The 23645-nt window shown below is 37.1% G+C and carries 18 protein-coding genes and 1 pseudogene; 8 read left to right on the forward strand and 11 right to left on the reverse strand.

Going from position 1 to position 23645, the window contains the following annotated elements; genetic code table 11:
• The first annotated feature begins 72 nt into the window (after nt 1-72).
• On the forward strand, nt 73-531 hold the full coding sequence (locus tag G466_RS21170; RefSeq protein WP_229797140.1) for a recombinase family protein: 459 nt from the start codon (nt 73-75) through the stop codon (nt 529-531).
• A gap of 339 nt (nt 532-870) precedes the next feature.
• Here the strand turns inward: G466_RS21170 and G466_RS0100080 are convergent, their stop codons facing one another.
• The 7 genes from G466_RS0100080 to G466_RS0100110 form a co-directional block, all read right to left on the reverse strand.
• Nucleotides 871-1272 (reverse strand): response regulator, encoded by a 402-nt coding sequence (locus tag G466_RS0100080; protein WP_026811794.1) that lies wholly within the window; start codon nt 1270-1272, stop codon nt 871-873.
• A gap of 112 nt (nt 1273-1384) precedes the next feature.
• Nucleotides 1385-1555, reverse strand: coding sequence for a DUF6747 family protein (locus G466_RS24055; RefSeq protein WP_169720725.1), 171 nt, complete (start codon nt 1553-1555; stop codon nt 1385-1387).
• Nucleotides 1556-1898: 343 nt separating this feature from the next.
• Entirely contained in the window at nt 1899-2423 is a 525-nt protein-coding gene (locus G466_RS0100090) for a DUF2383 domain-containing protein (protein ID WP_026811795.1), read from the reverse strand.
• Between the two features lie 193 nt (nt 2424-2616).
• Nucleotides 2617-7164 (reverse strand): PAS domain S-box protein, encoded by a 4548-nt coding sequence (locus tag G466_RS0100095; protein ID WP_084418651.1) that lies wholly within the window; start codon nt 7162-7164, stop codon nt 2617-2619.
• 529 nt (nt 7165-7693) lie between these two features.
• Complete coding sequence (locus G466_RS0100100; RefSeq protein WP_026811797.1) at nt 7694-8761, reverse strand: PepSY-associated TM helix domain-containing protein; 1068 nt, start codon at nt 8759-8761, stop codon at nt 7694-7696.
• 6 nt (nt 8762-8767) lie between these two features.
• Entirely contained in the window at nt 8768-11152 is a 2385-nt protein-coding gene (locus tag G466_RS0100105) for a TonB-dependent receptor (RefSeq protein WP_026811798.1), read from the reverse strand.
• 284 nt (nt 11153-11436) lie between these two features.
• Nucleotides 11437-11655, reverse strand: a complete 219-nt coding sequence (locus G466_RS0100110) for a Tn3 family transposase (RefSeq protein ID WP_026811799.1) — start codon at nt 11653-11655, stop codon at nt 11437-11439.
• 56 nt (nt 11656-11711) lie between these two features.
• On the opposite strand from G466_RS0100110, the gene G466_RS0100115 reads away from it, so the two are divergent.
• The gene (locus G466_RS0100115; protein WP_026811800.1) at nt 11712-11969 is read left to right on the forward strand and encodes a DUF4158 domain-containing protein; all 258 of its coding nucleotides are present in this window, start codon (nt 11712-11714) and stop codon (nt 11967-11969) included.
• Between the two features lie 349 nt (nt 11970-12318).
• A pseudogene (locus G466_RS24815) lies at nt 12319-12994 on the forward strand (IS91 family transposase); the annotation flags it as partial.
• A gap of 285 nt (nt 12995-13279) precedes the next feature.
• Here G466_RS24815 and G466_RS0100130 read toward each other — a convergent pair.
• Nucleotides 13280-13705 (reverse strand): hypothetical protein, encoded by a 426-nt coding sequence (locus G466_RS0100130; protein WP_026811803.1) that lies wholly within the window; start codon nt 13703-13705, stop codon nt 13280-13282.
• 373 nt (nt 13706-14078) lie between these two features.
• Between G466_RS0100130 and G466_RS21180 the strand changes: the two genes are divergently transcribed.
• The 3 genes from G466_RS21180 (at nt 14079) to G466_RS0100145 (ending at nt 16770) form a co-directional block, all read left to right on the forward strand.
• Nucleotides 14079-14933, forward strand: a complete 855-nt coding sequence (locus tag G466_RS21180) for a recombinase family protein (RefSeq protein ID WP_084418663.1) — start codon at nt 14079-14081, stop codon at nt 14931-14933.
• 783 nt (nt 14934-15716) lie between these two features.
• A complete protein-coding gene (locus tag G466_RS0100140) occupies nt 15717-16178 on the forward strand; it encodes a JAB domain-containing protein (RefSeq protein ID WP_051315463.1) in 462 nt (153 codons plus the stop codon).
• A 316-nt stretch (nt 16179-16494) separates the two neighbouring features.
• Nucleotides 16495-16770, forward strand: coding sequence for an Rpo12/RPC10 RNA polymerase subunit family protein (locus G466_RS0100145; protein WP_026811805.1), 276 nt, complete (start codon nt 16495-16497; stop codon nt 16768-16770).
• A 119-nt stretch (nt 16771-16889) separates the two neighbouring features.
• Here the strand turns inward: G466_RS0100145 and G466_RS0100150 are convergent, their stop codons facing one another.
• The 3 genes from G466_RS0100150 to G466_RS0100160 form a co-directional block, all read right to left on the reverse strand.
• Complete coding sequence (locus tag G466_RS0100150; RefSeq protein ID WP_026811806.1) at nt 16890-17210, reverse strand: hypothetical protein; 321 nt, start codon at nt 17208-17210, stop codon at nt 16890-16892.
• A 1659-nt stretch (nt 17211-18869) separates the two neighbouring features.
• Nucleotides 18870-20108, reverse strand: coding sequence for a tyrosine-type recombinase/integrase (locus G466_RS0100155; protein WP_026811807.1), 1239 nt, complete (start codon nt 20106-20108; stop codon nt 18870-18872).
• A gap of 308 nt (nt 20109-20416) precedes the next feature.
• Nucleotides 20417-21172, reverse strand: coding sequence for a glycoside hydrolase family 16 protein (locus G466_RS0100160; RefSeq protein ID WP_026811808.1), 756 nt, complete (start codon nt 21170-21172; stop codon nt 20417-20419).
• A gap of 479 nt (nt 21173-21651) precedes the next feature.
• Here G466_RS0100160 and G466_RS21185 point away from each other — a divergent pair, with 479 nt between their 5' ends.
• Together G466_RS21185 and G466_RS23000 are read left to right on the forward strand one after the other, a co-directional pair.
• Nucleotides 21652-22458, forward strand: a complete 807-nt coding sequence (locus tag G466_RS21185; RefSeq protein WP_169720726.1) for an alpha/beta hydrolase family protein — start codon at nt 21652-21654, stop codon at nt 22456-22458.
• A gap of 60 nt (nt 22459-22518) precedes the next feature.
• Nucleotides 22519-23631 carry a hypothetical protein gene (locus G466_RS23000; protein WP_051315465.1) on the forward strand — a complete coding sequence of 371 codons (1113 nt, stop codon included), beginning with the start codon at nt 22519-22521 and terminating at the stop codon, nt 23629-23631.
• The last annotated feature ends 14 nt before the right edge of the window (nt 23632-23645 follow it).

A 23645-nucleotide genomic window follows, 5' to 3' on the forward strand; every position in this document is an offset into this window, starting at 1 on the left:
CTTTTGGTCATGCTTTAACCTATATTCCCATATAATCGTCTTAATAAAACTTTACTAATTTCTAAAAATTAAGTGTCCCATGAACCGGCCGTTTTACGGAACAGTTCGAATGCCCTTCAAAAATCCAATATCGCAAGTGGAACTCGTGATGATAGGAACGGCCTCAACGAAATGCTGAAGTTTATGCGTAAAGGAGATACTGTCCTTACCTATAAAAACGATAGAGTTTTTCGTTCTCTGAAAAATATGGTAGAACTTATCAATAGGTTCAATGAGACAGGCGTACATTTCAAAAGCCTGAGCGAACCTGAATTTGATACGACTTCTGCCAACGGTAAATTTTTACTCCAAATTTTTGCGACCGTTGCAGAATTTGAGCGTAACCTTATTAGTGAGAGAACAAAAGTTGGTTTTAACAATGCCCGTAAAAGAAACGAACTTTTAGGCAGGCCTACTGATTCTAAACAGGAAACTATTGAGAAGTATCATTTCGCTAAACATTTATACGAAAACCAAAAACCTTTCAATTGATTTGGCATGCAAACGTGCTAAAATTGGAAAAATCTCTTTTTACAGGATTAAAAAGGAATTATCTAAACACTAAGACCCAATGTTTTGGAGGTCTATCATAGATGTTGTCCTTTTATGCAGCTATGCGGTCACTGGGCCTTCTAACAGTATTTTCGTCTCATTTTTCCTTTATGGCCAACTACATCGAAGGTTTAAGAATAAGTGCTAAGGAACATTACACTCGTATAGACCATGAAGGCCAATGAAGCTCAGATCATACAATTATAATGTCTTCATTTATCTCTGGTAAAACCAGAATTGCAGATTTTCATTAAAATTTCTGAACGCGATTTAGTCAGTTTAATTTCTTTTATGCCTTCGGAATATTTGATCTACGTTGACTTTGTTCAGTGGCTTGTTAAAATAGCCTATAACCAAAGGATGGTCTTCGGCTAATTTACGGTCCATTGAATTGGTAAAGGCGGAAACTATGTAGATCTCCAAATCATCAGTATGTCCCTGAATATCCTCCAGCTCTCTAAGGAAGTCCCACCCACTAAGTCCGGGCAGAACAAGGTCCAATAATATTATATTGGGCATATCTTTTAGAGTTTTCTCACAAACTTTGATCATGGCCAAAGCTTTTTCCGCAGAATTGAAGATTTCGACATGGTAATTTTCATTGGATTGTTCGATTTTATATGTCATGGCAAATTGTGATACCAAATCATCATCGATGATCCAAACAGTTTTTACTTCCATTTACTTTTCAATAAATTTAAATCTTATTAGAATTAGCACTCGCATCAAAGAAAATCTTTGGGGCAAACATAAATTTGTCTGGCTCATGAGTGTAAGGCTTCTTAACGAATGTTCAGTTAAAAGCAAAACCAGTGGCCAATCTATAGATAAAAGCGTATAGCACTACTGTAAACATGATGAAGCTAAACCAGGCAAAGGCCTTTAAGTATTGTTGAACCATCAAATTCCCAATGTTTTTAAAACCATCTGAATATATTTTTCTAATAAGTAGGACTGTTTTCATGAAATAGGTATAACAAAGGTGCTAAAGTAAAGGTATCAATCATCCTAGCCCTACTAATTCGTTAACAAGTATCGAGATCGGGTTCTTTAGTCCTTTTCCAATCCAGTAAATCATTTTTCTGATAGAGGTGATTTTCTAACATTTACTGAATTGAAATAGTATATTTAACCTATCTAGGTAGTGTGTCACCTATTACTTCTTTTAACGGTCGGATAATTTTAATTTTTCGATAATGAATATCTACATCTTTATGCATGTTGAGGGGGCGAATCTTTTGAATAAACATTAAGCTTAACCCCACGTGTTTACTCTAGAATAAAGTCATTTAGATAGAAACAATCCATTATGAGTTATAAACTTTCCTATTACTCATTTTCTGTAAATCCACTTCTATAAACATTTTATGTTTTCTGATGGCATGGTACACCTCAAATGGTAATGAGTATTTTTCCAACAATTCATTATATTCCCTTACCGCTAATCTATCACCCTGGAGGCATGCATTCAAAATGGTAACATCATCTGAGGAGCGGATAATGCTCTCGATGTCGATCCAAAGATCTATATGGTTATCCTTCCAAGCGACGGGAAGAGGTTCGGGAAATATTCTTGACACTTCCTTGGTCAATGTTTGGTCAAATCTTTTTCGCTTCGTGTATATTTCTTGGAAATGGGACTTCAGATTAGCGCTTATCACCTTGTTCGCAGCTTTACTGTAGGCCTCCTCCGATGCCTTGTTCTTCTGGATTACCTGATATAATCGGTTTGCAATCTCCGGACCAGATTTATTCTCCATATTTGAATGTATCATTTCATTTGCTTTGGTGGGGCTAACATAGGTCGCTGCAATAAGCCATCTTGCACTCATTGATGAAATTTTTGACTCAATTGAGTAACTCCGGTTTCACAACTTGCGATAACCTGACACTACTTTATTACGATAGCTTTAAAATGATAAAATACAGCTATACATGTGAATGACATGCGTTTAAAACGGTGAATGAAATTGGTCTATGCAAACGCATGTCACTCTTTTTTTGTACAAATATTGACGTAAACTATTAAAAACTCTCCACCACAGTTTGTGATTTACGAACGATATCCCTAATAATTATGTCAAATTCTGTTGCCGATTCATAAATGTGGTCCAATAGCTCTATTTTTTCTTGTTCTGTCACCATTTCATCCCTAATCAAGCCTACGAGCCCCATCAATCGGGCCAAAGGAGCCCTTACAATATGGGACTGGGTCCAAGCTATTTCCCTCAATTTTTTATTTTGTGTTTCAATGTTTTGTGCCCGTTTCTCCAATTCGCAATTGAGCTTTTCCAGTGATTTTTCATATGTCTTTCTAAACGATATATCGGTCATAGCTCCAACAACCCTAGTGGTATTGCCATTCTGATCACGAATTACGGTCCCTTTATCCCAGACATATGCGTATTCCCCTGTAGCTTTTAAAAAGCGATATTCTGACTCCCATAGATTCGTTTTATCATCTTCTATTACTTTGTAAAAAGAGTCCACTACCTGAACTTTATCGTCCGGATGCAAGTGATCTATCCAAAAATTTAAATTTTTAGAATTTACATTGATCTCATGTCCAAATAGGGATTTATAAGTATCGCTCAGGAACAAGGTATTTTCTACAATGTCCCAATCCCAAATTGCATCCGTGCTTGCCTGTACTACCCTGGTGAAACGTTCATTTACAAGTCTAATCTCCTTCTCCGCCTTTAAACGCTCGCTCACATCTTTGATATAGATAGAATGACCGTTACTAGAAGGATAAGCATTTATCTCGTACCATTTATTGGAACTGGGGAAATACTCCACAAAAGTAAATTGGCTATTGCTCTTGATGGACTTAATTATTTTCACAAAAATCTCGTGTTCGATTATTTTAGGAAACACCTTTTCTATGTGCTTTTCCAAAACTTTTTCCCTGTCTATTCCAAAAGAGTCTTCCGCCTTTTTGTTCCAATAGGTAATTACCCCATCCTTTGTCAAGGAGATGAAGGCATCGCCGATACTTTCCAAGACTGCATTTTTTTCATCGTTCGTCCTTATATAGTCTAACTGACTTGTCTTAAGTTCATGGATATCTTGAAAGCTCCCATATATTCTAATACATTGACCGCTGAGAAACTCTGGATTTCCAATAACCCGTACCCATCTTTCCTTTCCTTTTGCTGTTATAATCGGCATTTCAAGATCAAATGTCCCATCCTGGTAAAAGGCATTATGGATAACCTCCGAAAATTTATTGGTATTCTTTGGACCTTTATAAAATCCAAGAATACTTTGAAGGTTTGGTTTATAACTATTATCCACCTCATGAATTTTTTTGGTCATCTCCGACCAGTAAACGGTCCCATTCTCAAAGTTGATTTCCCATGCGCCTATTCGAGACAAATTGGAAACATCCTTAAGCAATTCCTTCATTTCTTTTTTCTCAGTAATATCTTTGGCAACTGCGTAGGTTATTCCTTTTTCATGGGTAAGGTTTGCGGTCCAGCTGAGCCATTTGGTCTGGCCACCCTTTGTAATGTATCGATTTTCATAGTAATTGAGGGGTTGCCCTAGATATAACCGTTTTAATTGCTCGGAGGTTTCCGCTCTATCTTGGGGGTGAACGAATCCGATTAGTTTTTTGGACAGCAACTTTTCTTCAGAATAACCCAAAAGTTTTGTAGCAGCTGGATTAATTTTCTTAAAAAAACCATCCTCACCAATTTTACATATGATATCAGGGGTAAATTTAAAAATTTGATCAAGCTCGATCTCTAATCGCTTACGTTTGATAGTTTCTGCAAGTTTGGTTTGCAATTGTTTGAACAGCTTGCTATAAAATATTGGACTCTGATAACATTTATTCATACCAAGAATCAGAATTCCTTTAACTTTTTCGTTATATATTAAGGGAAATCCTGTAAAGGCCTGATTACAGGAAGTATCTGAGACAGCGCTTCCTGCAAAAACCTTTTCTTTTTCTATACTTTCCCATATTATTATTTCTTGGTTTTTCCATACCGTACCGGGAAGTGCTTCACCAAAATAGCACGTTGTCAGTGTTCTGCATCCCTTAATCAGGGATTTGTTCGTTCCAAGGGCAGAATAACTGGCAGCAAGGGTCAAGTTTTTTTTATCTGAACTTGGCAACCAAATTTGTCCTATGTTATAGTTTAGCCTATCAATTAAATGGCTTACTACATTTTCCAGACAAAACTCCAATGAATGATCACTATTGAATAGATTCCCAATATGGCCCAATACCTCCTTTGGTAACTGGGAATTCTTTAGAACGGTTATGTCGCGCTCATAGAAAACCCAATGGGTAGGTTTGCCATTATCGTCCTTTACCGGATTTGCTGTCAGGTTGACCCAATACTGCTCTCCGATTTTATTTTTTCTTATAAGGTTTACATCAAAGACCTTTCCAGTATCTAGCAATTTCTCCATTCCATTTAGTACCATAGGAACCGTATTGGGGCCGTTGAGCATTGTTGTGGATTTACCAAGAACTTCATGGGAAGCATACCCTGTCATGGTCGTAAATGTTTGGTTGACATAAACGATCCTTTGTCCAGAAAGATCAAAAGGCTCCGCTTCAATGATCATTACGGCATCCTTGGAATTGGAGACTACGGACTCGATCAATCTAAAGTGCTGTTCATTTTTTTTCTGTTCTGTTACATCCTGGACAGTGCCTTCCATAATTTTCGCAAGACCGTCATTACACAGAACTAGGTGAGATATTTCATGTACCCACCGTGTGGATCCATCTGGCAATATAATCCTATAAGTAAGGTCGTACATCTGATTTTCATAAGATATGACCCCATCCCTTTTCGAGAAAAGAGAACGGTCATCAGGATGAACGGTGGTTAGAAAATTATCCCGATCAGGTTTGAAAGCTTTATTGTTTCTTCCCCAGATAGTATAGACCTCTTCTGACCAAGAAATTGAACGATCATTCAGTTCCATGCTCCAGTAGCCCAATTTGGCAATAGCGGCCGCTTTTTTTAGCTGGCGTTCTGATCTTTTCAAACCGTCTAAATATAACTCGCGCTCTGAAACATCTATACAACTGATCAAAATGCAGTCACGATCCCTAACTGTTAAGGAATAGCCTACCAGTTCCAATTGGAATAGTTCACCGGTCTTGCTCTGGTGCGTAAATACACCATATCGATTTGTTCCTTTTTTAGATTTGGCGGTTTCTATAGCATCGATGAATACCGGTGAATCAGTTTTCGGCTTAAGTCGTATAGGATCCATCCCTATTAACTCTTCCCTACTATAACCAAAGCACTTTACCATCGTATCGTTGACCTCTAAAATCTTATAGGTCCCAAGATCCAAGAGGTATTTGGGCAATGGGCTGGAATTGAATAGGAGTCTTTGGTTCTCCTGTGAAGATTTTAAATTATGACTCAAGGATATTTTATCAGTAATTTCTCTAGCGATTACAACAATACCTTGTATTTCCGGGTCGTTAGATAAATTGAACAGTAATACTTCGATCCATCTCCAACTTCCGTCCTTATGTTTAAATCTAAATGGCCTTGAGATAAAGGGTTCTCTATCAATAAATTTCGTAAAGTTATAAAACGCCTTCTCGCGCTCTTCATTATGTATAAAATCAAAATAGTTTTTACCGTATAGATCTTCCGAGGGAAAGCCCATAGCCAGACCGGAACTCGTACTTACATAGGTGAAATATCCTTTATTATCAATAATACTGAGCCAGTTGTATCCTGATTGGATCACTGAAGTCAACTTGGGCGAAATAAAATCGATCTGATCCCAAACCTTTTTTTGCGACGTAACCTCAAAAATTTCACCTTCCACGAAAACGGGGAGACCTGATTCATTCCTTATAACATTTTTAGCCGAAAGATGTAACCAGATCATCTGGCCGTTCTTATGGAACATCCGAAATTCTAGCTCCTTGCAATCGTTGTTATTTTGGCTCCATAGTTCTAGCTCAGTACTAAATTTATGACTGTCCCCCGGGTGGATGAGCTCCATCCAATTGTTTAATGATCTCAAATCCAATTCAGCGGGGATATACCCGAGAATATGTGAGAATTTAGGGGTGACATGAAAATTATCTGTTCCAATTTCCAATTTCCAAAATGAAATGCTATTCATTTCTAAGTTCTCGTCTACCGAAAAATTGCCAAATCCAGCATTTGGAGTCAATTCGTTTGGTTTATGTTGGTTCTTCTCAATTGTTATCGAGGAAGCAATGAGATCGGCCAATGTTTTTAATGATCGCAATATTTCAGGTCCAAAGTGTTTAGTTTGCGTGTCAGAAATAAAAAGAAAACCTTGATGTTGGTCTTTGGCATCAATTAAAGGGGCAATAGCAATAAATAGGGGAAGCGATCCATTTAGTTCAGTACATATGTCCTTTGTTCTTTCGTCTTGGTAAATGTTTTCAATGATTAGGATATCACTAGGTGATAGAGAAACGAAATTATTGATGAGATGTCCTATTAACAATGTTAGTTCAGGCGGATATTCTTGGGAACCATGTTGCTTCTTAGGCGCTTCTAATAGGGCAACCATAGTTGTCGGGACATCCAATAGTTTGGATGCCATGTAACATATATCCTTATAGACATTATGTGGAATTGCTGAGTAATGGTAGGATTGGGGGAACAAAACGTTTATATAAGATTTACTGGTTGATCATTTCTTTTCGCTTCTGCGCTAGCTTCGTCATTAGGGGTTATAACGGTTGACTTACTATCATGAAGACGTCAAAATTAAACCATGTGTTTTTCATGAATAAATCGGTGTTAATCAGCACAGAACATCAATCCTTGAATTAGATTTGGGTTTTCTTATTTCAAGGCAAAGATACTATATTCGCTTTAGCTCAGTATTATTTTCGATCTGAATCTTCTCTTTAAGATATTTCCTTTAAATAAATAAAACTTGGTTACGCACTGTGGTGTGAAAGTAATCGTAGTCGTTTAATTAATCAGATAATGATGTAGAAAAAGGGTTGCGGAGGTAGTTGGAAATTAATTGTCCTAAGATAGGATATTTGATGGACGTTTTTAAACCAAACGAATAAGTATGATGTTCGGTATCTTGATAGATCAATACGCGATCTTGGGCTTTTTCAGCTTTTTTTCCTTCCTATAAAATACATCCTGAAACCTGTTATGTATAGCGTGATAGGAACCATCCCCGAAAAAAAAACAATTATTCTACCTAGCAATCCAGCAATTTCTCCAGTGTGAATTGGATAAAATTGGGCGGCAATCTTATTACTGTTAGTATCAGTGTAATAATCCGTCAAAGCGGATATCTGATCTGTCTCAGTTATTTTTAATTCTTTGCTCCTTCTAAATCCTGGTTCTATAAAGCGATCTTGGATATATCTAAAGTGAAAATCCTTATTATTTTTACTAGGGAAATAAATAGCTCTTAAAGCATAAATAGAGTCAGGTTTCCTTATCAACTCGGTAAACTTAGGCTGTATATCAGAATTGTTGTTTTGTGTCCTCTTGGAACTATCTAGTAGGGTGAAGGCAGCCTTGTAATAACTATTATAAGTAAAATACGCACCAGAAAAGGCAATTAAGGCTAGTGGAATAAAAAAGCTAGCTCCCAGTACTTTATGTAGGTCATAATTAAGTTTCTTTTTCTTAGCTTTCCATTTTATTGTAAAGCCCCTTTTTAAATTGTTTCCATAGGCTTTCCACCATATATAGATCCCGGTACACAATATGGATAAAAGAAAAATAATGGTACTACTGGCCATTATATATTTGCCAATTTTTGGAATACCCAGAGTACGGTGAATATTTAATAAATCTTCAAAAAACTGTATCGAGACTGATTTTGTACCTAGATAGCTTGCGGTCCGTGGATGGTGGTAATGCGTTTCCCCGTTTTCAAAGATTAAGGATACGGTCTGTTGTTCTCTATAAGGCAGATTAATTCTTATTAAACTATCCTTATGCCTTTTCATTAAATAAGAGGCCGTTTGTAACAATGTTTCTTCAGATATGGTATCTATCTCCGAAACTGTTAATAATTTTGGGTTAAGTGCGGAAGATAATTCTGGTTGCCATACATAAAGCGACCCTGTTAGCCCTGAAATAGAAGCTAACAGGCCGCAGCTTATGCCTAACCAAAGGTGGATTTTCTTAATCGTCCTATTAAAATGTAACAATTGGTTCAATTATTTTTAAAACTTGTACTGTAAGCTCAGCTTGGCATTGGTGCCTTCTCCTGCCCCGGTAAAGGTCGTTAATGGCGACGCCCATTGCGACCTTGCAGGTAGATAATATTCATTCAGTAAATTATTAATTCCAAGGGAAACAGAAATATTAGACTGTAATTGATAGGCCATGGAAAGATTTACCAACGTGTATCCGTTGACGGGGAATTCGGTATGCCTATAAGCCCAATTATCATTGGCATCCAAGAAGGGATCAAATCGATTTCTATCGCCTAAATTTATCAGTCTCAACGAAGTATTTAATTTCTCCGTGGGCTTCCACGAAACATAGGCAGTCAATTTAGGAGCAGAAATTACATCGCCCCCTAAAAATGAAAGATTGTTTGGATCACCAATCTGATGTTTTACTCCTTCTACATAAGAGTAGGAGGCCCCAATTTGCCACCTGTTGTCCAAACTTGTAAAATCTACTGAGATTTCACCTCCATAAATTTGTTGTGGTTGTTTTGAAGGCACAAAAGTGTTGATCTCATCTACAAAAACCACCCCTGTTCCTAAATTCGATGTACTGTAGTACCCAACAGCTTCTAACTGAATATTTGAGAACTTGGACATAAAACCAAATTCATAATTATTGGTTACTGCCGGTTCTAATTGAATGTCGTTAATATTGCTCGCAACCGCAGAACGTAGAACAGAACCAAGATCAGCGATGGAGAAACCTTGAGAATAACTTATATACGGAATAAATTCTTGGTGCTCTATAAACCGTACCCCAAGATTAAAGGCTAGGTTATTAAAAGCAAGCTTTCCGCCTTCCACGGCCACGGACGGATTGTAATTTCCGTCTCCCTTGGGAGAATAGGGAAGGGTGTTGTAGTCCACGATATCCATATTCATATCATCGTATCGCAAACCACCTTTTACAACCCATTGATTGTTAAACTTAAATGTTGCCTGCGCATATGGGGCCCAGTTAATCAACTCTATATTGGGGACCCAAAGCCTGCCATCTAAAAGCCCCTGATTGGTTTTATCTTTTAGTAGGTCTAACCCATAGGTTAAAGAAACATCAATAGCATTGTAGGAGCCAAATTTAGTATTAAAAGTAGGTCTTAACCCATATTTTTCCGCATTGATGACTGATTGACCCCCATTTTCAAATTTGTCCGAATAAAAAAAGATGTTTTCGGTACTTTGGTAATATAGGTCGGTCTCAAAATTGGTAGTACCGTTAAATATATTGTTCAAATTATAGGTTAATTGTCCATTTATAAGGGTAGATCCCGTTGGTTCTTCGCCGGAGATAACACCTTTTATTCCATAACCCGCTTTTATTTGATAATCGCCTGCTTCGTTAAATACCTGTACCTCGCCAGGAACTGGAATAAATGGGGTGTCGTGGACAGATTTGTAAATATTACCACCAATGGACAGTTTCTGATTTTCGCCAAGAAGGTATTCCAATTTCCCAAAGGCACTGTAAATATCGGTATTGTCAAAACCATAGGTGGGGAGTAGTGGTACGCCATCTGCATCGTATTTGTTACCAGTCTGCTCCAAACTACCGCTAATATAATATCTGAATTTATTTAGGTTACCTTTTAGGGATTGATATACTCCCCAACCCATGGCATCTTTAGATTTTGCCAAGTTGGTAGTTCCCCAAACATTGGTGGTGCCTTCCAGCCTTTTGTTAGAGGTCGGGTTTTTGGTGATGTAATTTATAAAACCACCATTTCCACCATTTCCAAAAATGGAAGTAGCCCCTTTAATAACTTCTACCCTACTAATATCATTTGGATTTATCGATTTTATCCCCAATTGTCCATTTCTAAGTGGAGTAGATTGTGGAATACCATCTACCATTACTAGAAGTGATCTTCCGCGTAGGGTTTGGCCCCAATTTGAAAAAGTGCCTGTAGAAATAGCTAGACCAGGAACGGTAAACTCCAGAATGTCGCTAATATTGGTAGTGACTTGTGAAAACTCTTCCAATTTCACCTGCCCGACAACGGATACGGAAGCAGGAATTTCGGAGAGGTATTCTGAATGCCTACTTGCGGAAACAACCACCTCGTCTAGATTGCTGAAATCTTCCTTTAGGATGATATTTAACACCTGATCAGCATTGGATTCTAGACGAACATTTTGAATTTGACTTTCGTATCCCAGCATACGGATTTTTAATTTGTAACTACCTTTAGGAATAGCTTCCAAATGGTAAATCCCATTAAAATCAGTCATTGTACCCAGTTCAAGCTCCTCAAGATAAAGAGTAGCCCCGGTAATGGGTTGGTTAGATTCATCTGTTATTTTCCCCTGTAAATCTGCTTGCGAAAGTACAGTTAGGGACATCAATAAGGCAGCAGCCAATGTAATAAATTTCATCTATTCTTATTTAGATTCATTAAAAATAGATGCAAATATAGAGTCCAGATATTACTCCACCAAGGTTTTTTTATTTATAATTTCAGAATCTGATTTTTTAATATAGCCTTTTTTGTTTAATAGGAATCTTGCAGATTAATATATTAAAAGCACTAATAGCTATTTTATTTACGCTGATTAAATAATCTATTGAACAAGGCATTCAGTATTGCCAATATGATAGTAATTTACCCAACACCTCATATTGGCTCTATACCAAAAATAGGACAAAATGTCCCGTTCAACTATTCCAGCCTTATTTTCACTTCCTTTAATTTTTCTAGATCAAACGAGGATTTGCCCTTATGTGCCAAAAAATCATATTCTCCGAGCATATTGATATGTTGCCAGGTCATTATCGAACTACTCTTTATCGAATTCAATAGTTTATCGTACTCTTTTTCGTCTTTTAATACCGATAACTTTTGTGATATTGTCAGGTAGTTCCATAAAACTATACCCAAAATGCACTATTTTAAATGATTAGACTTTATTGAAGAAATAACTTAACCATCAACTAATGTCAAATGAAATTTTAACCCAAGAGCAGAAGAAAAATTATGGGAAATTCCCAGAGGTTTTAAACGAAAATCAGATTTCCAAATATTTTACATTGGACAATTTGGATTTAGAATTTATTCACAAACGAAGGGGCAATGCCAATAAGTTTGGAATAGCGCTTCAATTGACCTGTGTTCGGTTTTTAGGAACATTCCTCAATGATCTCTCCGAAGTTCCCAATACGGTAAAAGAATTTGTTGCTGAACAAGGGGTATGAAGCCCATCAGTGTGAAAACGTACGCTAAGGTATATAAACGACTATATATCAACATTTTAAATGTTGTAATTTCATGAGTTTGACCATAGTCGGATTATCAAGATCCAGAAGAAAAAGTAATAAACAGAATTATCAAGAACGGAAGAGATTTTTAAACAATCTGACGTGTTTGTGTCGAGTAGGAAAAGGGAGTTTCACCCTTCCCCTCTCACAGAACCGTACGTGATAGTCTCCCATCATACGGCTCTTCTAAAGTGATATACAAAAATAGCTCATCCTTTTTCAAGTTGGCAGGCTGTACATCAAATTAGCTAACCCCTTTGCTCCACTCCCATTACAGGAGCTTCATCACCCGCACCTGCATTGTATTGTTCCCGGCGGAGGCGTGGACAGATCGGGCAGGTGGGAACCAGCAAGAAGTAAAGGGAAGTACCTGTTCAATGTGAAATCGATGAGCGGCGTGTTCCGAGCTAAATATGTCGCACTGCTGCGCAAGGAAAAGGTGCCCGTTCCACAAGAAATTTACAATAAGCTCTTTGATAAAAATTGGGTAGTGTATGCGAAACAGCAGTTCCATACACCAAAATATGTGGTAGAATACCTGGGCAGGTACACGCATAAGATAGCCATCAGTAATTACCGGATCAAACAATTGGGCAAGGCGGACCGAACGGTAACCATTCAGATAAAGAACTACAAAAAAGGAGACCGAAAAGGAACTGCTCAAACTCTCCACGCACGAGTTCGTACGCCGATTTGCACTGCACGTCCTGCCCAAGGGTTTTACACGGATACGGCATTACGGCATCTTGAGCAGTAGCTGGAAAAAAGAAAAGTTGCCCGCCCTTCAAGAAATGCTGGCCACAGTGCCGGTAAAACTCAAAGAGGAGAAGCCACCATTGCTCAAAGGCAAGTGTCCCATCTGCAAAAAAGGAAAATTGGTCACCGTTTTGACCTTCGACGGGCGTGGCCCGCCCCCTTGCTGGAAAGGAATATTACATCTTAACGGCCAATACCCAAAATAACCCGCTAAGTGCGGGTCGGGAAAACTATGTGCCATAGGCAAGCATTCCGCCAATAAATGGCCGGACGGTCCTCCAAACTGGTGAAAAAATTGGATTTAGGTCACTAGAAAAATGCCGAAGTTCAATTGCCAAAACAAAACCACGGCAAGTCTGCCGAAATACGACTCCATAAAAAACGCTAAAAAGAAAGCTTTCCCCATAGAGGGAGACCGGATCCGTCAACAAGATATTCAGCCCTGGCCTATCGGCGGGCCGAATACTTTGTTATTGTGTGTAGGTGTTATTTCAGTTTACCATTCCGTATTGGTCAATTTCTTGTTTGCCATTTTCTGGAAGGGAAAAACTCAAATCCGTCCAAGCAGTCCCTTCAATACCTTTTAGTACAATTCCATTTTCTGTTTTAGAAACTGTGAATAAGAAATCCGCAAGATTGGCGTCCTTGTCCGAAGAAATTTTGTCTAATTCGGTCATTCCATATTCGTCAATTGCTTGTGGTCGGTCGTTATTTATGCTAAATGACAAGTCAAGCCACGCGCTTCCTTTTACACTTTGCATTTTAATTCCATTTTCCGTTTTCTCCACGATAACTTTGAAGTCTTTTAAATCGGTTGATTTTTTTTCTTGAGCTATTAATTTAGAACTTGCTGTTAGTAAAAATACAGCGATTAATAAATTTAGCATTGGTTTGGTAAAATTCAATTTTGCTTTCATATCTATAGTTTTAAATTTCAGTTCGGATTTTTTTTCACTTACACACAACACAGACATATGATCATTGATCATATGTCTATTATACTAAAACAACCAAAGTAATGCTTTTTAGTGAAATTTAATAGTCCCTTAAAACGGCCTTTTTATGGGGCTATATAAATACCTCTGAAGAATATCAGCTTTCAGTTCCATTTGTTCTCCTCTTTTTAATGAATCTGGTAATTCACCTATTATGGAATTAACAAAGTACATTTAAACGACCATTTTATCTACAATAATAAAAGTCACGTACTTTTTTGATGCTCAGAATAAACATAGTTTATTTTTCCCGTATCTTTAATTAGTTTACACTTTTAACCTTTAAATGCCCAAGATGGATTTTGGATATGTAAGAGTTAGTTCCAAAACACAAAAATTGGATTTACAAGTTGATGCTCTATTAAAAGCGAAGGTTCTCCGTAAGAATATTTTCTCAGATATAGTTTCAGGAGTAAAGGCCGAGAGAAAAGGTCTTGATGAATTAATACCAAGATTACGAGAGGGAGATACTTTAATTGTCTGGAAAATGGATCGCGTGGCCAGAAGTCTTACCCATCTAATAAAGCTAATGGAAGACTTTAATGATAAGGGCATCAATTTTAAAAGCCTTCAGGAGCCTTTTATAGATACAAAGTCCCCTCATGGGAAATTTATATTTGCCATATTTGCTGCCTTTGCACAATTTGAACGGGATCTTATCATTGAGCGAACTAGGGCAGGGCTCGAAAGTTCAAGACGCAAAGGAATTAGACTAGGAAGAAAACCGGGACTCGGCGAAGAAGCAATATACAAAGCAATACTTGCTGAAAATTATTACCGGAAGTACGATTTATCGGTTGAGGACATCATGAAATTAATTGAAGTGCGCTCCAAACGGACCCTGTATAAATATTTAGCTTATAGAGGACGAAGAAATTGTGCCATCTGCAGAAGTATCCTATGGGACCAAAAGCAACCAGTTGATGGTGCCTTTTGTAAAACTCACAACAAAAAGGTTTTTAAGTTTATTAATGACCGTTGTAAATTGGATACACAAATTGGAGATTTAGCAAGGGAAATGGTAAGTGATGGAAAGTTTCCTACTAAATCCGAAAAAGAGATTTTCAGATATTTAGAAATTAAAAGTATCGCTGGAGGTATCCACCCTATTTTTTTAGAATTAAAAAACGAATACAAAAGATTCAAGTAAAGGAATAATTTCAGATAATGTGGCTTGCTTAACAAAAGGTCACCTTGTTTCAGTTTTCGGGACAATTTGTCCGGAATTGATTTTTCAGTCGGTTTCTGCTCATTTTTCTGGTTCCCAGATATCGACAACATTGTTGACGATTTTCCGTAAACTTGATAATAAAACCTTATTCGTTCAAGATTTTTAACGGAAAACACTTTCCCAAGTTATTTGTTTTTCACCTCTGAAGGTCCTTTTTATATCTCTTTTACATATTCTTCTCGTTCCATTCCCCCTTGTTGTTCTTCTACCAACATTTTCCTATTTCGAAATAGGTCTATACCATTGTTTGGTTAACGGTGCGAACAACCTTATTTCTTGCAACTTGTAATAAATCTACAATTTGAGAATACAGTTTTTAATTTGATGGTTTGTCATATAATTAAGTGTTTTAAGTTGGGGTAGAAAACCCTTTTGAGAACGTAGATTTTGGATGTTTTAGAAATGGAATTCAACATTTTTTCAATAAGGACTATTCATTTTACGAGGGGATCGAACCCTCTCAAAATGATTTGGGTGTTTCCTAATTACAATAGTAGGTGCCTGCCTAAAAATTCATTTTTCATACTTATGCCGCAATTTAATCAAGCCGCCTTTGCCCTGTCAATGTAGTATTTGAAAAAATGGGGAATCCCTCCTATCGGGGGAACCCACCGCAATTTTTTAAAATCTCCACATTGACTTATCCCCACCGCTGCGCTCCAGTTGATTGTTTTGGCCGCATAATCTTAAAAACTTACTATTATGAAAGACATTCGAATCGCAACATTTAAGGATTTCGTTGGAGAGTTAACGGCCATTTACCGGAGAACCAAACTGCCCGTTTTTAAAATAACATCTTCCGAATCAGTAAGGGAGTTCATTTACCCCTTCTATGACGAGGTAATGGACAATCATGAAGAAGCGAAGGTAATCCATCTGAACCGAAAGAATCAGGTGGTTAACGTACACCATTTATCCTCAGGTACCGATAGCGGGTGCCTTATTCCGATAAAGGACATACTGAGACAAGCCATCCTAATTAAGACTTGCAGTATTATCCTGGTGCACAACCATCCCTCGGGAAATTTAAACCCTTCAGATGCTGATAAGCAGACTTCCAAGAAGTTGAAGGAGGCTTCAAGGTTAGTGGACATCCCAACCCTTGACAGTATAATAATTACAAGGGAGGGGTATTACTCCTTTGCAGATGAAGGGCTTTTATAAGCCCTTTTTTTATCAAATGATCTCAAACATATGTACGCATTTAAGTACATTTATGAAAATCTAAAACATTGTGAACTGAAAATCAATAATCAAACTGGATTTTTCGGTTTGTATTGTTCCGCCCATTTCGGAGTTAGTGCCAGGTATTTCGGTTCGATTTGTGCCACTATTAAATGCTCAGGCACACACTACGGATGTCGAGCTATTTTCCGAAAAAGCATTTCCAAACACTGTTGAAAGAGTTTGTAATGTTTGTTTGGGTTTAGTTAGAAGTAAACATAAGATTTTCAAAATATATTTATGTATAACTTAGAATATGGCGCATATACGTTATAGAGCAATAGTGAAAGTCCTCTGCGGCGATTGTCAGGCCAATGTCAATCTAAAGAGAAGGATCGAAGTCAAGTGTCCTAACTGTTCTTATAAGAAATATCAAAACGTAAACAACCTTTTGACCTTTACCAGTTTTATCACGAAGGAATTCCCCAACTGGATCTGGCTCAATATCTATGAATATAAAAAGGGGGAATTGGGGGCGCTTTTACAAAGCTTCCAAAGGGGAAAGAACGAACCTACGTCCCATAGCCTTTGAAATAGACGCAATATAATATTGCATCTATTTTAAATATTGCACATAAAAAAGCGGAACCACCATTACAGTAATTCCGCTTTTGAATCAAACTTGCGTTTGCTTCTTTCAAGGTAAAGATACTAAAATTTGGTGTTCAATTTTAATTCAACATGGTCATTTTTTAAAATAATTTCATATATATAAAAAACGCTGCCGTAAACGTTGAAAATTAAATTACTATTATCCCTTTCAAATTTGAAACTATTTAAATCAATTCCCATTCCTATTTTTGGTATTATTGGCAAATAAAATAGTTGTTGGAAAATAGAATCTTTAACGCTTTTTAAGGCATTCTTTATTTGTTCGTCATTTTCAAAGATATTTCCATGTAATTTTATTATTTTTTTCCTATTAGTATATCCAATAAACTGGTCTTCGAGATGAAACCTATATTTTTCCATTATATGTATTTTTAGTTAGCTATATTGGTTTGGAACCAAAAAAATGACAAATTTGGGGTTGAGCATTTAAAGTTATAGAAGCCATTTTTTAATTTTTAGATACTATTTATATTATCTAATTACTCTTGAGGTGCCTATTCATGCTACTTGTCCTAGTCTTGATTTGACATTATGTTTGTTTAGTGTTAGGCAATATCATATTCGAGCGAACGAATTAATTTTATATTTATTATGTTATCATAGGTAGTACAATTGATTTTTCAATCAGCATTATTGGATTATAGTCATATAAATTTCTTTTCTGAAGCAGTCAGACTTGGTAAAAACTTCTTTTGCTTTTTTGACCTTTCTTCATTCTTTTTCATCCGCAAAACTGTATAGTACGATACAGTTTCTATTTATCCTCAATCGGTTAGAGTTCATCCAGGATCCCTTTGAGTTGTTGTTTTACGATGGTGTATGTAGCCATCCCCAATTGGTTAGAGTAGTGACTTTCCCCTGGTATACACGGTATTTCTTCATCCGCAATCGGTTAGAACTCGTCCTTAATTCCTTTGAGTTGTATTTTTAAGAAGGTATATGTAGTCATCCTCAATCAGTTAGAGTGGTTTACTATTTAGAGACCCGAAGTCTGTTCGCAAAGTGTTATTGTAGTGACTTTCCCCTGTTATATAGGGCTTTTCCATCCCCAATCGGTTAGAGTTAGTCCTCAATCTCTTTGAGTTGTGGTTTTAAGAAGGTATATGTGGTTATCCTCAATCAGTTAGAGTTCGTCCAGAATCCTTTTGAGTTGGGGTTTTACTATGGTGTATTTATTCATCCGCAATCGGTTAGAGTTTTGTCCTCAATCCCTTTGGTTTGTGGTTTTAAGAAGGTGTGTGTAGTCATCCCCAATCAGTTAGAGTAGCGTATTATTTGGGGAACCGAACGCCATCCGCAAAGTGTTAGAGTAGTGACTTTCCCCTAGTATACACGGTTTTTCTTCATCCGCAAACTGTTAGAGTAGCGAACTATTGGGGGATCCGAACGCCGTCTGCACAGCATTAGAGCAGTGACTTTCCCTTGGTATACTGGGCTTTTCGTCATCCGCAATCGGTTAGAGTATCGGGTGTGTTTTAGGAACTAAGCTTCATCCCCAATCGGTTAGGATAAGGGGTAATCGTTTGGTCTAGCGTGATTGTTTTCATCCTCAATCGGTTAGTGTAGGCGTTTATTCCTTTAGAATTAGGGGTTGGAATTGGGTTTCGGGTTGTCCCCAATCGGTTAGAGTAGCTCTAATTTATTGGTCAAGGGATATTTCCATCCGCAATCGGTTAGAGTTCGTCCTCAATCCCTTTGAGTTAGGGTTTTAAGAAGGTATATATGCTCATCCCCAATCGGTTAGAGTTCGTGCATAATCCCTTTGAATTGGGGTTTTAATACGATGTATGCAGCCATCCACAATCGGTTAGAGTTCGTACTCAATTCCTTTGAGTTAGGGTTTTAAGAAGTTGTTTATAGTCATCCCCAATTAGTTAGAGTTCGTCCACAATCCCTTTGATTTGGGGTTTTAAGACGTTGTCTGCTGCCATCCGCAATCGGTTAGAGTAAGAGTGTTGTTGAAAATTAAAAAAAGTTTTTCATCAATTTCATCTTGAGAATCAAACTAGATAATAAAAATTAAATATTGTTCCAGGCTTGATCCATTTCCCGTTTTTTAAGGTCCTCAGCTATTTTTACGTATCGTCTGAATGTTGCTTCTTGTTTATGGCCAGTAATATTCCTTACCACCATTTCCTTCATCCCCAGAACAAGACTATTAGTAACAAAGGTTTTACGGGCAGTATGACTGGTTATCAGTTTCCATTTCGGTTCGGTAGTGTCAATTCTTCTTTGCCCTATCCAACGGGTTGTCGTGGTAGGAGTTGTGATTTTTGCAAATCGGCAACATTCCTTAATATGCTTGTTGAATTTTACATCTGATATAATCGGCAGCGGCTCATAAATAGTGCCATTGTATTTTTTTAGTATCTCTTTTGCAAAATTGTTCAATGGAATTTTATGGGCAATAGTCTTTGTTTTTTTTATGTTTAAAACAAGGTTGTCTTCAAAAATGTTAGAAGGTCTTAATTGACTTATATCAGAATAGCGCAATCCTGTAAAACATCCAAAACAGTAAACATCCCTGATTTTGGACAATTTTTTGTTGTGAAACTTATGGTGGTATAGGGTCATCAACTCCTCCATTGTAAGGTATATAACCTCCGTTTCTTGACCTGAAGCCTTAAATTTTTTATATTCTAAGTTGTCATGATAACCTCTCTCATATGACCAGTTCATGAAGGTTTTTAAGACGGAAATCAATTTTGCGAAATAATTGTTTAATGTGTTCTTTCTTTCAAAGCAATAATCGGTGAACTGTTCAAAAAAATCAAAATTGATCGTATCGAAGCGAACAGGATATCCGGTGAATTCGGAAAACTCCTCATAAAAATTTAAAACAGATTGATATTTTTTAAGAGTACTTTTCGCTTTAACATTTTTCCCTTTCTCAATAAACTCATCAAACGCTGGGAAGAATTCATTGGAAAGATTGATTGAGCTTAAACCATTATCAAGTTTTTCTGCGATAAACTCCTTGGAAGGTATAATGTTGTTTAAAAGGATATACCTAAATAACTTTTTGACCTCATTTTCGGTTTCATCCAATTTTTTGTTATACTCCACATGGTAGTTGTATGCCTCCGTTTTTCTAGGGCTTTTCACCCTTTGGTTTCTTTCGTCCCAATGTTCCTTTTTACAATCGATACCCGAGATAACTTTAAAATATTTAAAGCCTTGCGCTGAAATCAACATTCGTATTGGGATTAACCCTGACTTCTTTATTTTATCTTGTCTTAAATGAAATGAAACTTGCATTTATAGTTAATTAGAGTTAAACAAGTAAAAGGGGGCTACCAATAGGGCAACAATTTTGGATTTAAATGGATTATATCGAATTAAAATTTATATCTGAATACTAAATATAGTCAATTATAGCGGAGATTAAGCAATTTAAGTGAGTAGAAGTTAGCGAGTAGTCCAGGTGGGACCACGAAACCCCCTTATTTAGGGGGTTTTTTTGTTTATAGAGGTTAGGTAGAATCATGACCAATTATCGTGTTTATACAAAAATGGTCTTCAGTCTGTATAGGAAGACTCTCTTGATCACCCCATACTGAGGATCATTATTCAAAAGGAATAATTTTCACCCAATCTATATACATATAATCGATATCGAAATTACTCTTGCCTATCCACCACGGAAACCAGATGCCTATAGAAAACTCGGCGGCATGTTCTGGGATATGTTCAAAGGATTGATGGATCAGCTTATCGTCATAATACCATTCTATTCTAGGTTGTTCGGTTTCTGACCCGGAATACCAGTCAAATCGATAAAGGTGAAATTCGCCGTCAGTTTGGTCGCCAATATAAATGTCAGCGGTGTTTTGGTGGTCATCGGCAACTCCACGCCAGTTAGACAATAAGCCCCAATCTAAATCGGAATCCTCCGGTTTAAAAGGATGTTGGTTATGTCCAGGAAATTCAAAATCGATCTCGTGATTGTACTCCTCATTTTCATAATAATAGGTCCAAAAAGCAGATAAGGCTCCTAGTTGGGAACAGATCTTTGCCCTGACCTCATAGCTTCCGGAAGTAAATTTTTTCTTGGTACTTAGGGCACCGCCTATTTTAGTGTTTTGTCCATGGCCTTTAATATCTCCTTGGTAATAGTCTCCCAAAGCACGAATCACAAGATTACCATTTTGGATATATACATTTTCCGGAACAACCCCACCATGTGATTCTTTAGAGATATTTTCGCCCCATTTAAGATTAAGAATATTCCATTTGTCAGTATCTACTTCCGACTCCCTAAAATCCTCAAAAAAAACTTGGGCACCTAAAGGTGAAAAAAGTTGACTTTGTAAGAAAATCATACAAAAGATGAAAAATGGTTTGGACATTAATTTGATTAATTGACTGCAAATACACCAAGTACTAAAACCTGTGGTGTTTCTTGCTTTGCCCATTAAAAGTACATGCTTTTGTTGGAATGGAAGTACAAAGCAGTATTTCCTCTTCGTTTATTTCATTAGAAGCGTTATTTTAAAGCATCTGCAACCTAATTATAGCCAATTATACGCTATCCTTCTCTTAACTTTTACTTATATTTATTGGTAGTGAGATGGTCAGCAACTTCAAGCTCACCTCATAGGGGACGTTTATAAGCGGTTTAGCACTACACTTATATTTAAAAAATTGCATTTTACAGTGAACTAGGTGGAGGTGATAAACAAATATCCAATTAACCAATAACTACATAGACATGGTGCTCTTTTCAACAAGGAATTTAAGGTTTAGCCTATTTTTTCTATGCCTTCTATTTGTTGATGGTGTATTAAACGCTCAAACTCCTGTGGAGTCGGTTTTTCATATAAACCGAGGGAAAACTGCTGATTGGATTTCATATAAATCTCATGACGATGCCTTACAACGGATAACCAATAATGAGGTATTTCTACATCTGGAAAAGAGGCAAGAAAGGATTGACGGGCTAAAGACAAAATCGGATTGGATATCTTATCGGGATAGCATAAAAAAGTTGTTAATTGCACCTCTTTCCAAATTCGAGAAAACACCGCTTAATCCGCAAGTTACGGGAACTATAGAACGTGACGATTTTAAGGTAGAGAATATTCTTTTTGAGTCCCATCCAGGGTTTTATGTTACTGCCTCCCTGTTTCTTCCTAACCATAGACAGGACCCTGCACCTGCACTTATTTATACTTCGGGACATACTGACCTTGGCTTTAGAAGTGAAGGCTACCAACATGTTATTCTAAATTTGGTTTCTAAAGGCTTTATTGTATTGGCCTATGATCCTATTGGACAAGGAGAAAGATTACAATACCTCAATGCAAAAACAAGTAAATCTAAGATTGGAGGCCCTACACAGGAGCATTCCTATGCGGGTGCCCAAACGTTGTTATGGGGAACCTCACTATCGGATTATTTTATATGGGATGGGATAAGGGCAGTGGATTACCTTTATACTAGACCTGAGGTTGATATTTCACGCATCGGAATTACGGGAAGGTCCGGTGGAGGTACGCAAACAGCTATGATCGCCGCCTGTGACGAACGTATTTATGCAGCGGCACCCGAAGCCTTTATTACAAACTATAAGCGGCTGTTGCAATCCATTGGAATTCAAGATGCCTAGCAGAATTTGTATAATGGCATTTCGAAAGGAATTGATCACCCTGATTTCTTACATGCTCGGATGCCTAAACCAAGCCTGATTATCACTACTGTTAATGATTTTTTTAGTATTCACGGAGCACGTGAAACATTTGCTGAGGTAAAAAATTCATATTCAGCACTGGGAAAAGGAGATAATATTGAAATGGTGGAGGATATGGGGAGGCATGAATCTACCAAATTAAACAGGATGGCCATGTACAGTTTTTTTCAGAAGCACTTATCCTTGCCAGGAGATAGTACTGATGTTGAAATAGAACCCTTCCATGTAGAAGAACTTTGGTCAACAACAACTGGTCAAGTTTCCTCCTCGTTAAAAGGTAAAACGGTATATGCTCTAAACCAAATGTATGGTAGCAGGAAAAGCATTTCAGAATCTTCAGTATCGGAACATCTATCAAGATTATCGGGAATTAAATTGGACAGAAATTTAACATCGGCAGTGTTTACAGGAAAAATTGCTAAAAATAGGATAGAAGTAGAGAAGTATTTTTTGGAGAATAGTAAAGGGGATTATGTTTTACCGGTGTATGTTGCTTCAAAAAGTGATTCCAATGCTAATAAAGTACTATTATGGCTACATCCAAAAGGAAAGGAAATAATATTTGAGAGTATAATTACCAGAGAATTGATGAATCAGGGCTATACGGTAGTTTCGGCAGACCTTCCCGGAATTGGAGAACTAAATAATCTCGAGTTTGTAGGTGATGGAATTATCCAACAAGTGTCCTTTAATTATCTGTTCGGGGCTAATTTAATAGGTAAAAGCATAGTAGGTATTCAGGCAGAATCGATAGATTTACTAGTGCAGTTTATCCATGGTGATCCCCGAAATAAAAATAGGAAATTACATGCTTTAATAGAACACTCAACTAGTTCTAGCTTCCTTCATTATATATCGCTTAGAAACCCTTTTAACAAATCAGTAGTAGCTAACCGGTATGTATCTGGCCCATCAAGCATCACACAGGAATACTTTGATCCTGAGGAAGCTTTCTATAGTGTACCAGGGAGCTTACCTTATTACAATTTGCTCAGCCTAGTAGCCCTACATCCAAAAGATATATTGAAAGTGGTTAATCACCCATTATTGGATACAGAAGTAAAACAACTAATGGACTTTCTAATTCACTAATGGGGATTTTAATG

This window comes from Arenibacter certesii DSM 19833 (assembly GCF_000429545.1).
GTDB classification, from domain to species: domain Bacteria; phylum Bacteroidota; class Bacteroidia; order Flavobacteriales; family Flavobacteriaceae; genus Arenibacter; species Arenibacter certesii.

Excerpts from the sequence above, each read along its gene's own strand:
- G466_RS0100105 (WP_026811798.1), bottom strand. The coding sequence starts at position 11,152 with ATGAAATTTATTACATTGGCTGCTGCCTTATTGATGTCCCTAACTGTA.
- G466_RS0100155 (WP_026811807.1), bottom strand. The coding sequence starts at position 20,108 with ATGCAAGTTTCATTTCATTTAAGACAAGATAAAATAAAGAAGTCAGGG.
- G466_RS21180 (WP_084418663.1), top strand. The coding sequence starts at position 14,079 with ATGGATTTTGGATATGTAAGAGTTAGTTCCAAAACACAAAAATTGGAT.
- G466_RS0100080 (WP_026811794.1), bottom strand. The coding sequence starts at position 1,272 with ATGGAAGTAAAAACTGTTTGGATCATCGATGATGATTTGGTATCACAA.
- G466_RS0100160 (WP_026811808.1), bottom strand. The coding sequence starts at position 21,172 with ATGATTTTCTTACAAAGTCAACTTTTTTCACCTTTAGGTGCCCAAGTT.
- G466_RS0100090 (WP_026811795.1), bottom strand. The coding sequence starts at position 2,423 with ATGAGTGCAAGATGGCTTATTGCAGCGACCTATGTTAGCCCCACCAAA.
- G466_RS0100145 (WP_026811805.1), top strand. The coding sequence starts at position 16,495 with ATGGCGCATATACGTTATAGAGCAATAGTGAAAGTCCTCTGCGGCGAT.
- G466_RS0100130 (WP_026811803.1), bottom strand. The coding sequence starts at position 13,705 with ATGAAAGCAAAATTGAATTTTACCAAACCAATGCTAAATTTATTAATC.
- G466_RS0100095 (WP_084418651.1), bottom strand. The coding sequence starts at position 7,164 with ATGGCATCCAAACTATTGGATGTCCCGACAACTATGGTTGCCCTATTA.
- G466_RS24055 (WP_169720725.1), bottom strand. The coding sequence starts at position 1,555 with ATGAAAACAGTCCTACTTATTAGAAAAATATATTCAGATGGTTTTAAA.
- G466_RS23000 (WP_051315465.1), top strand. The coding sequence starts at position 22,519 with ATGCCTAAACCAAGCCTGATTATCACTACTGTTAATGATTTTTTTAGT.
- G466_RS0100140 (WP_051315463.1), top strand. The coding sequence starts at position 15,717 with ATGAAAGACATTCGAATCGCAACATTTAAGGATTTCGTTGGAGAGTTA.
- G466_RS0100115 (WP_026811800.1), top strand. The coding sequence starts at position 11,712 with ATGTCAAATGAAATTTTAACCCAAGAGCAGAAGAAAAATTATGGGAAA.
- G466_RS0100150 (WP_026811806.1), bottom strand. The coding sequence starts at position 17,210 with ATGGAAAAATATAGGTTTCATCTCGAAGACCAGTTTATTGGATATACT.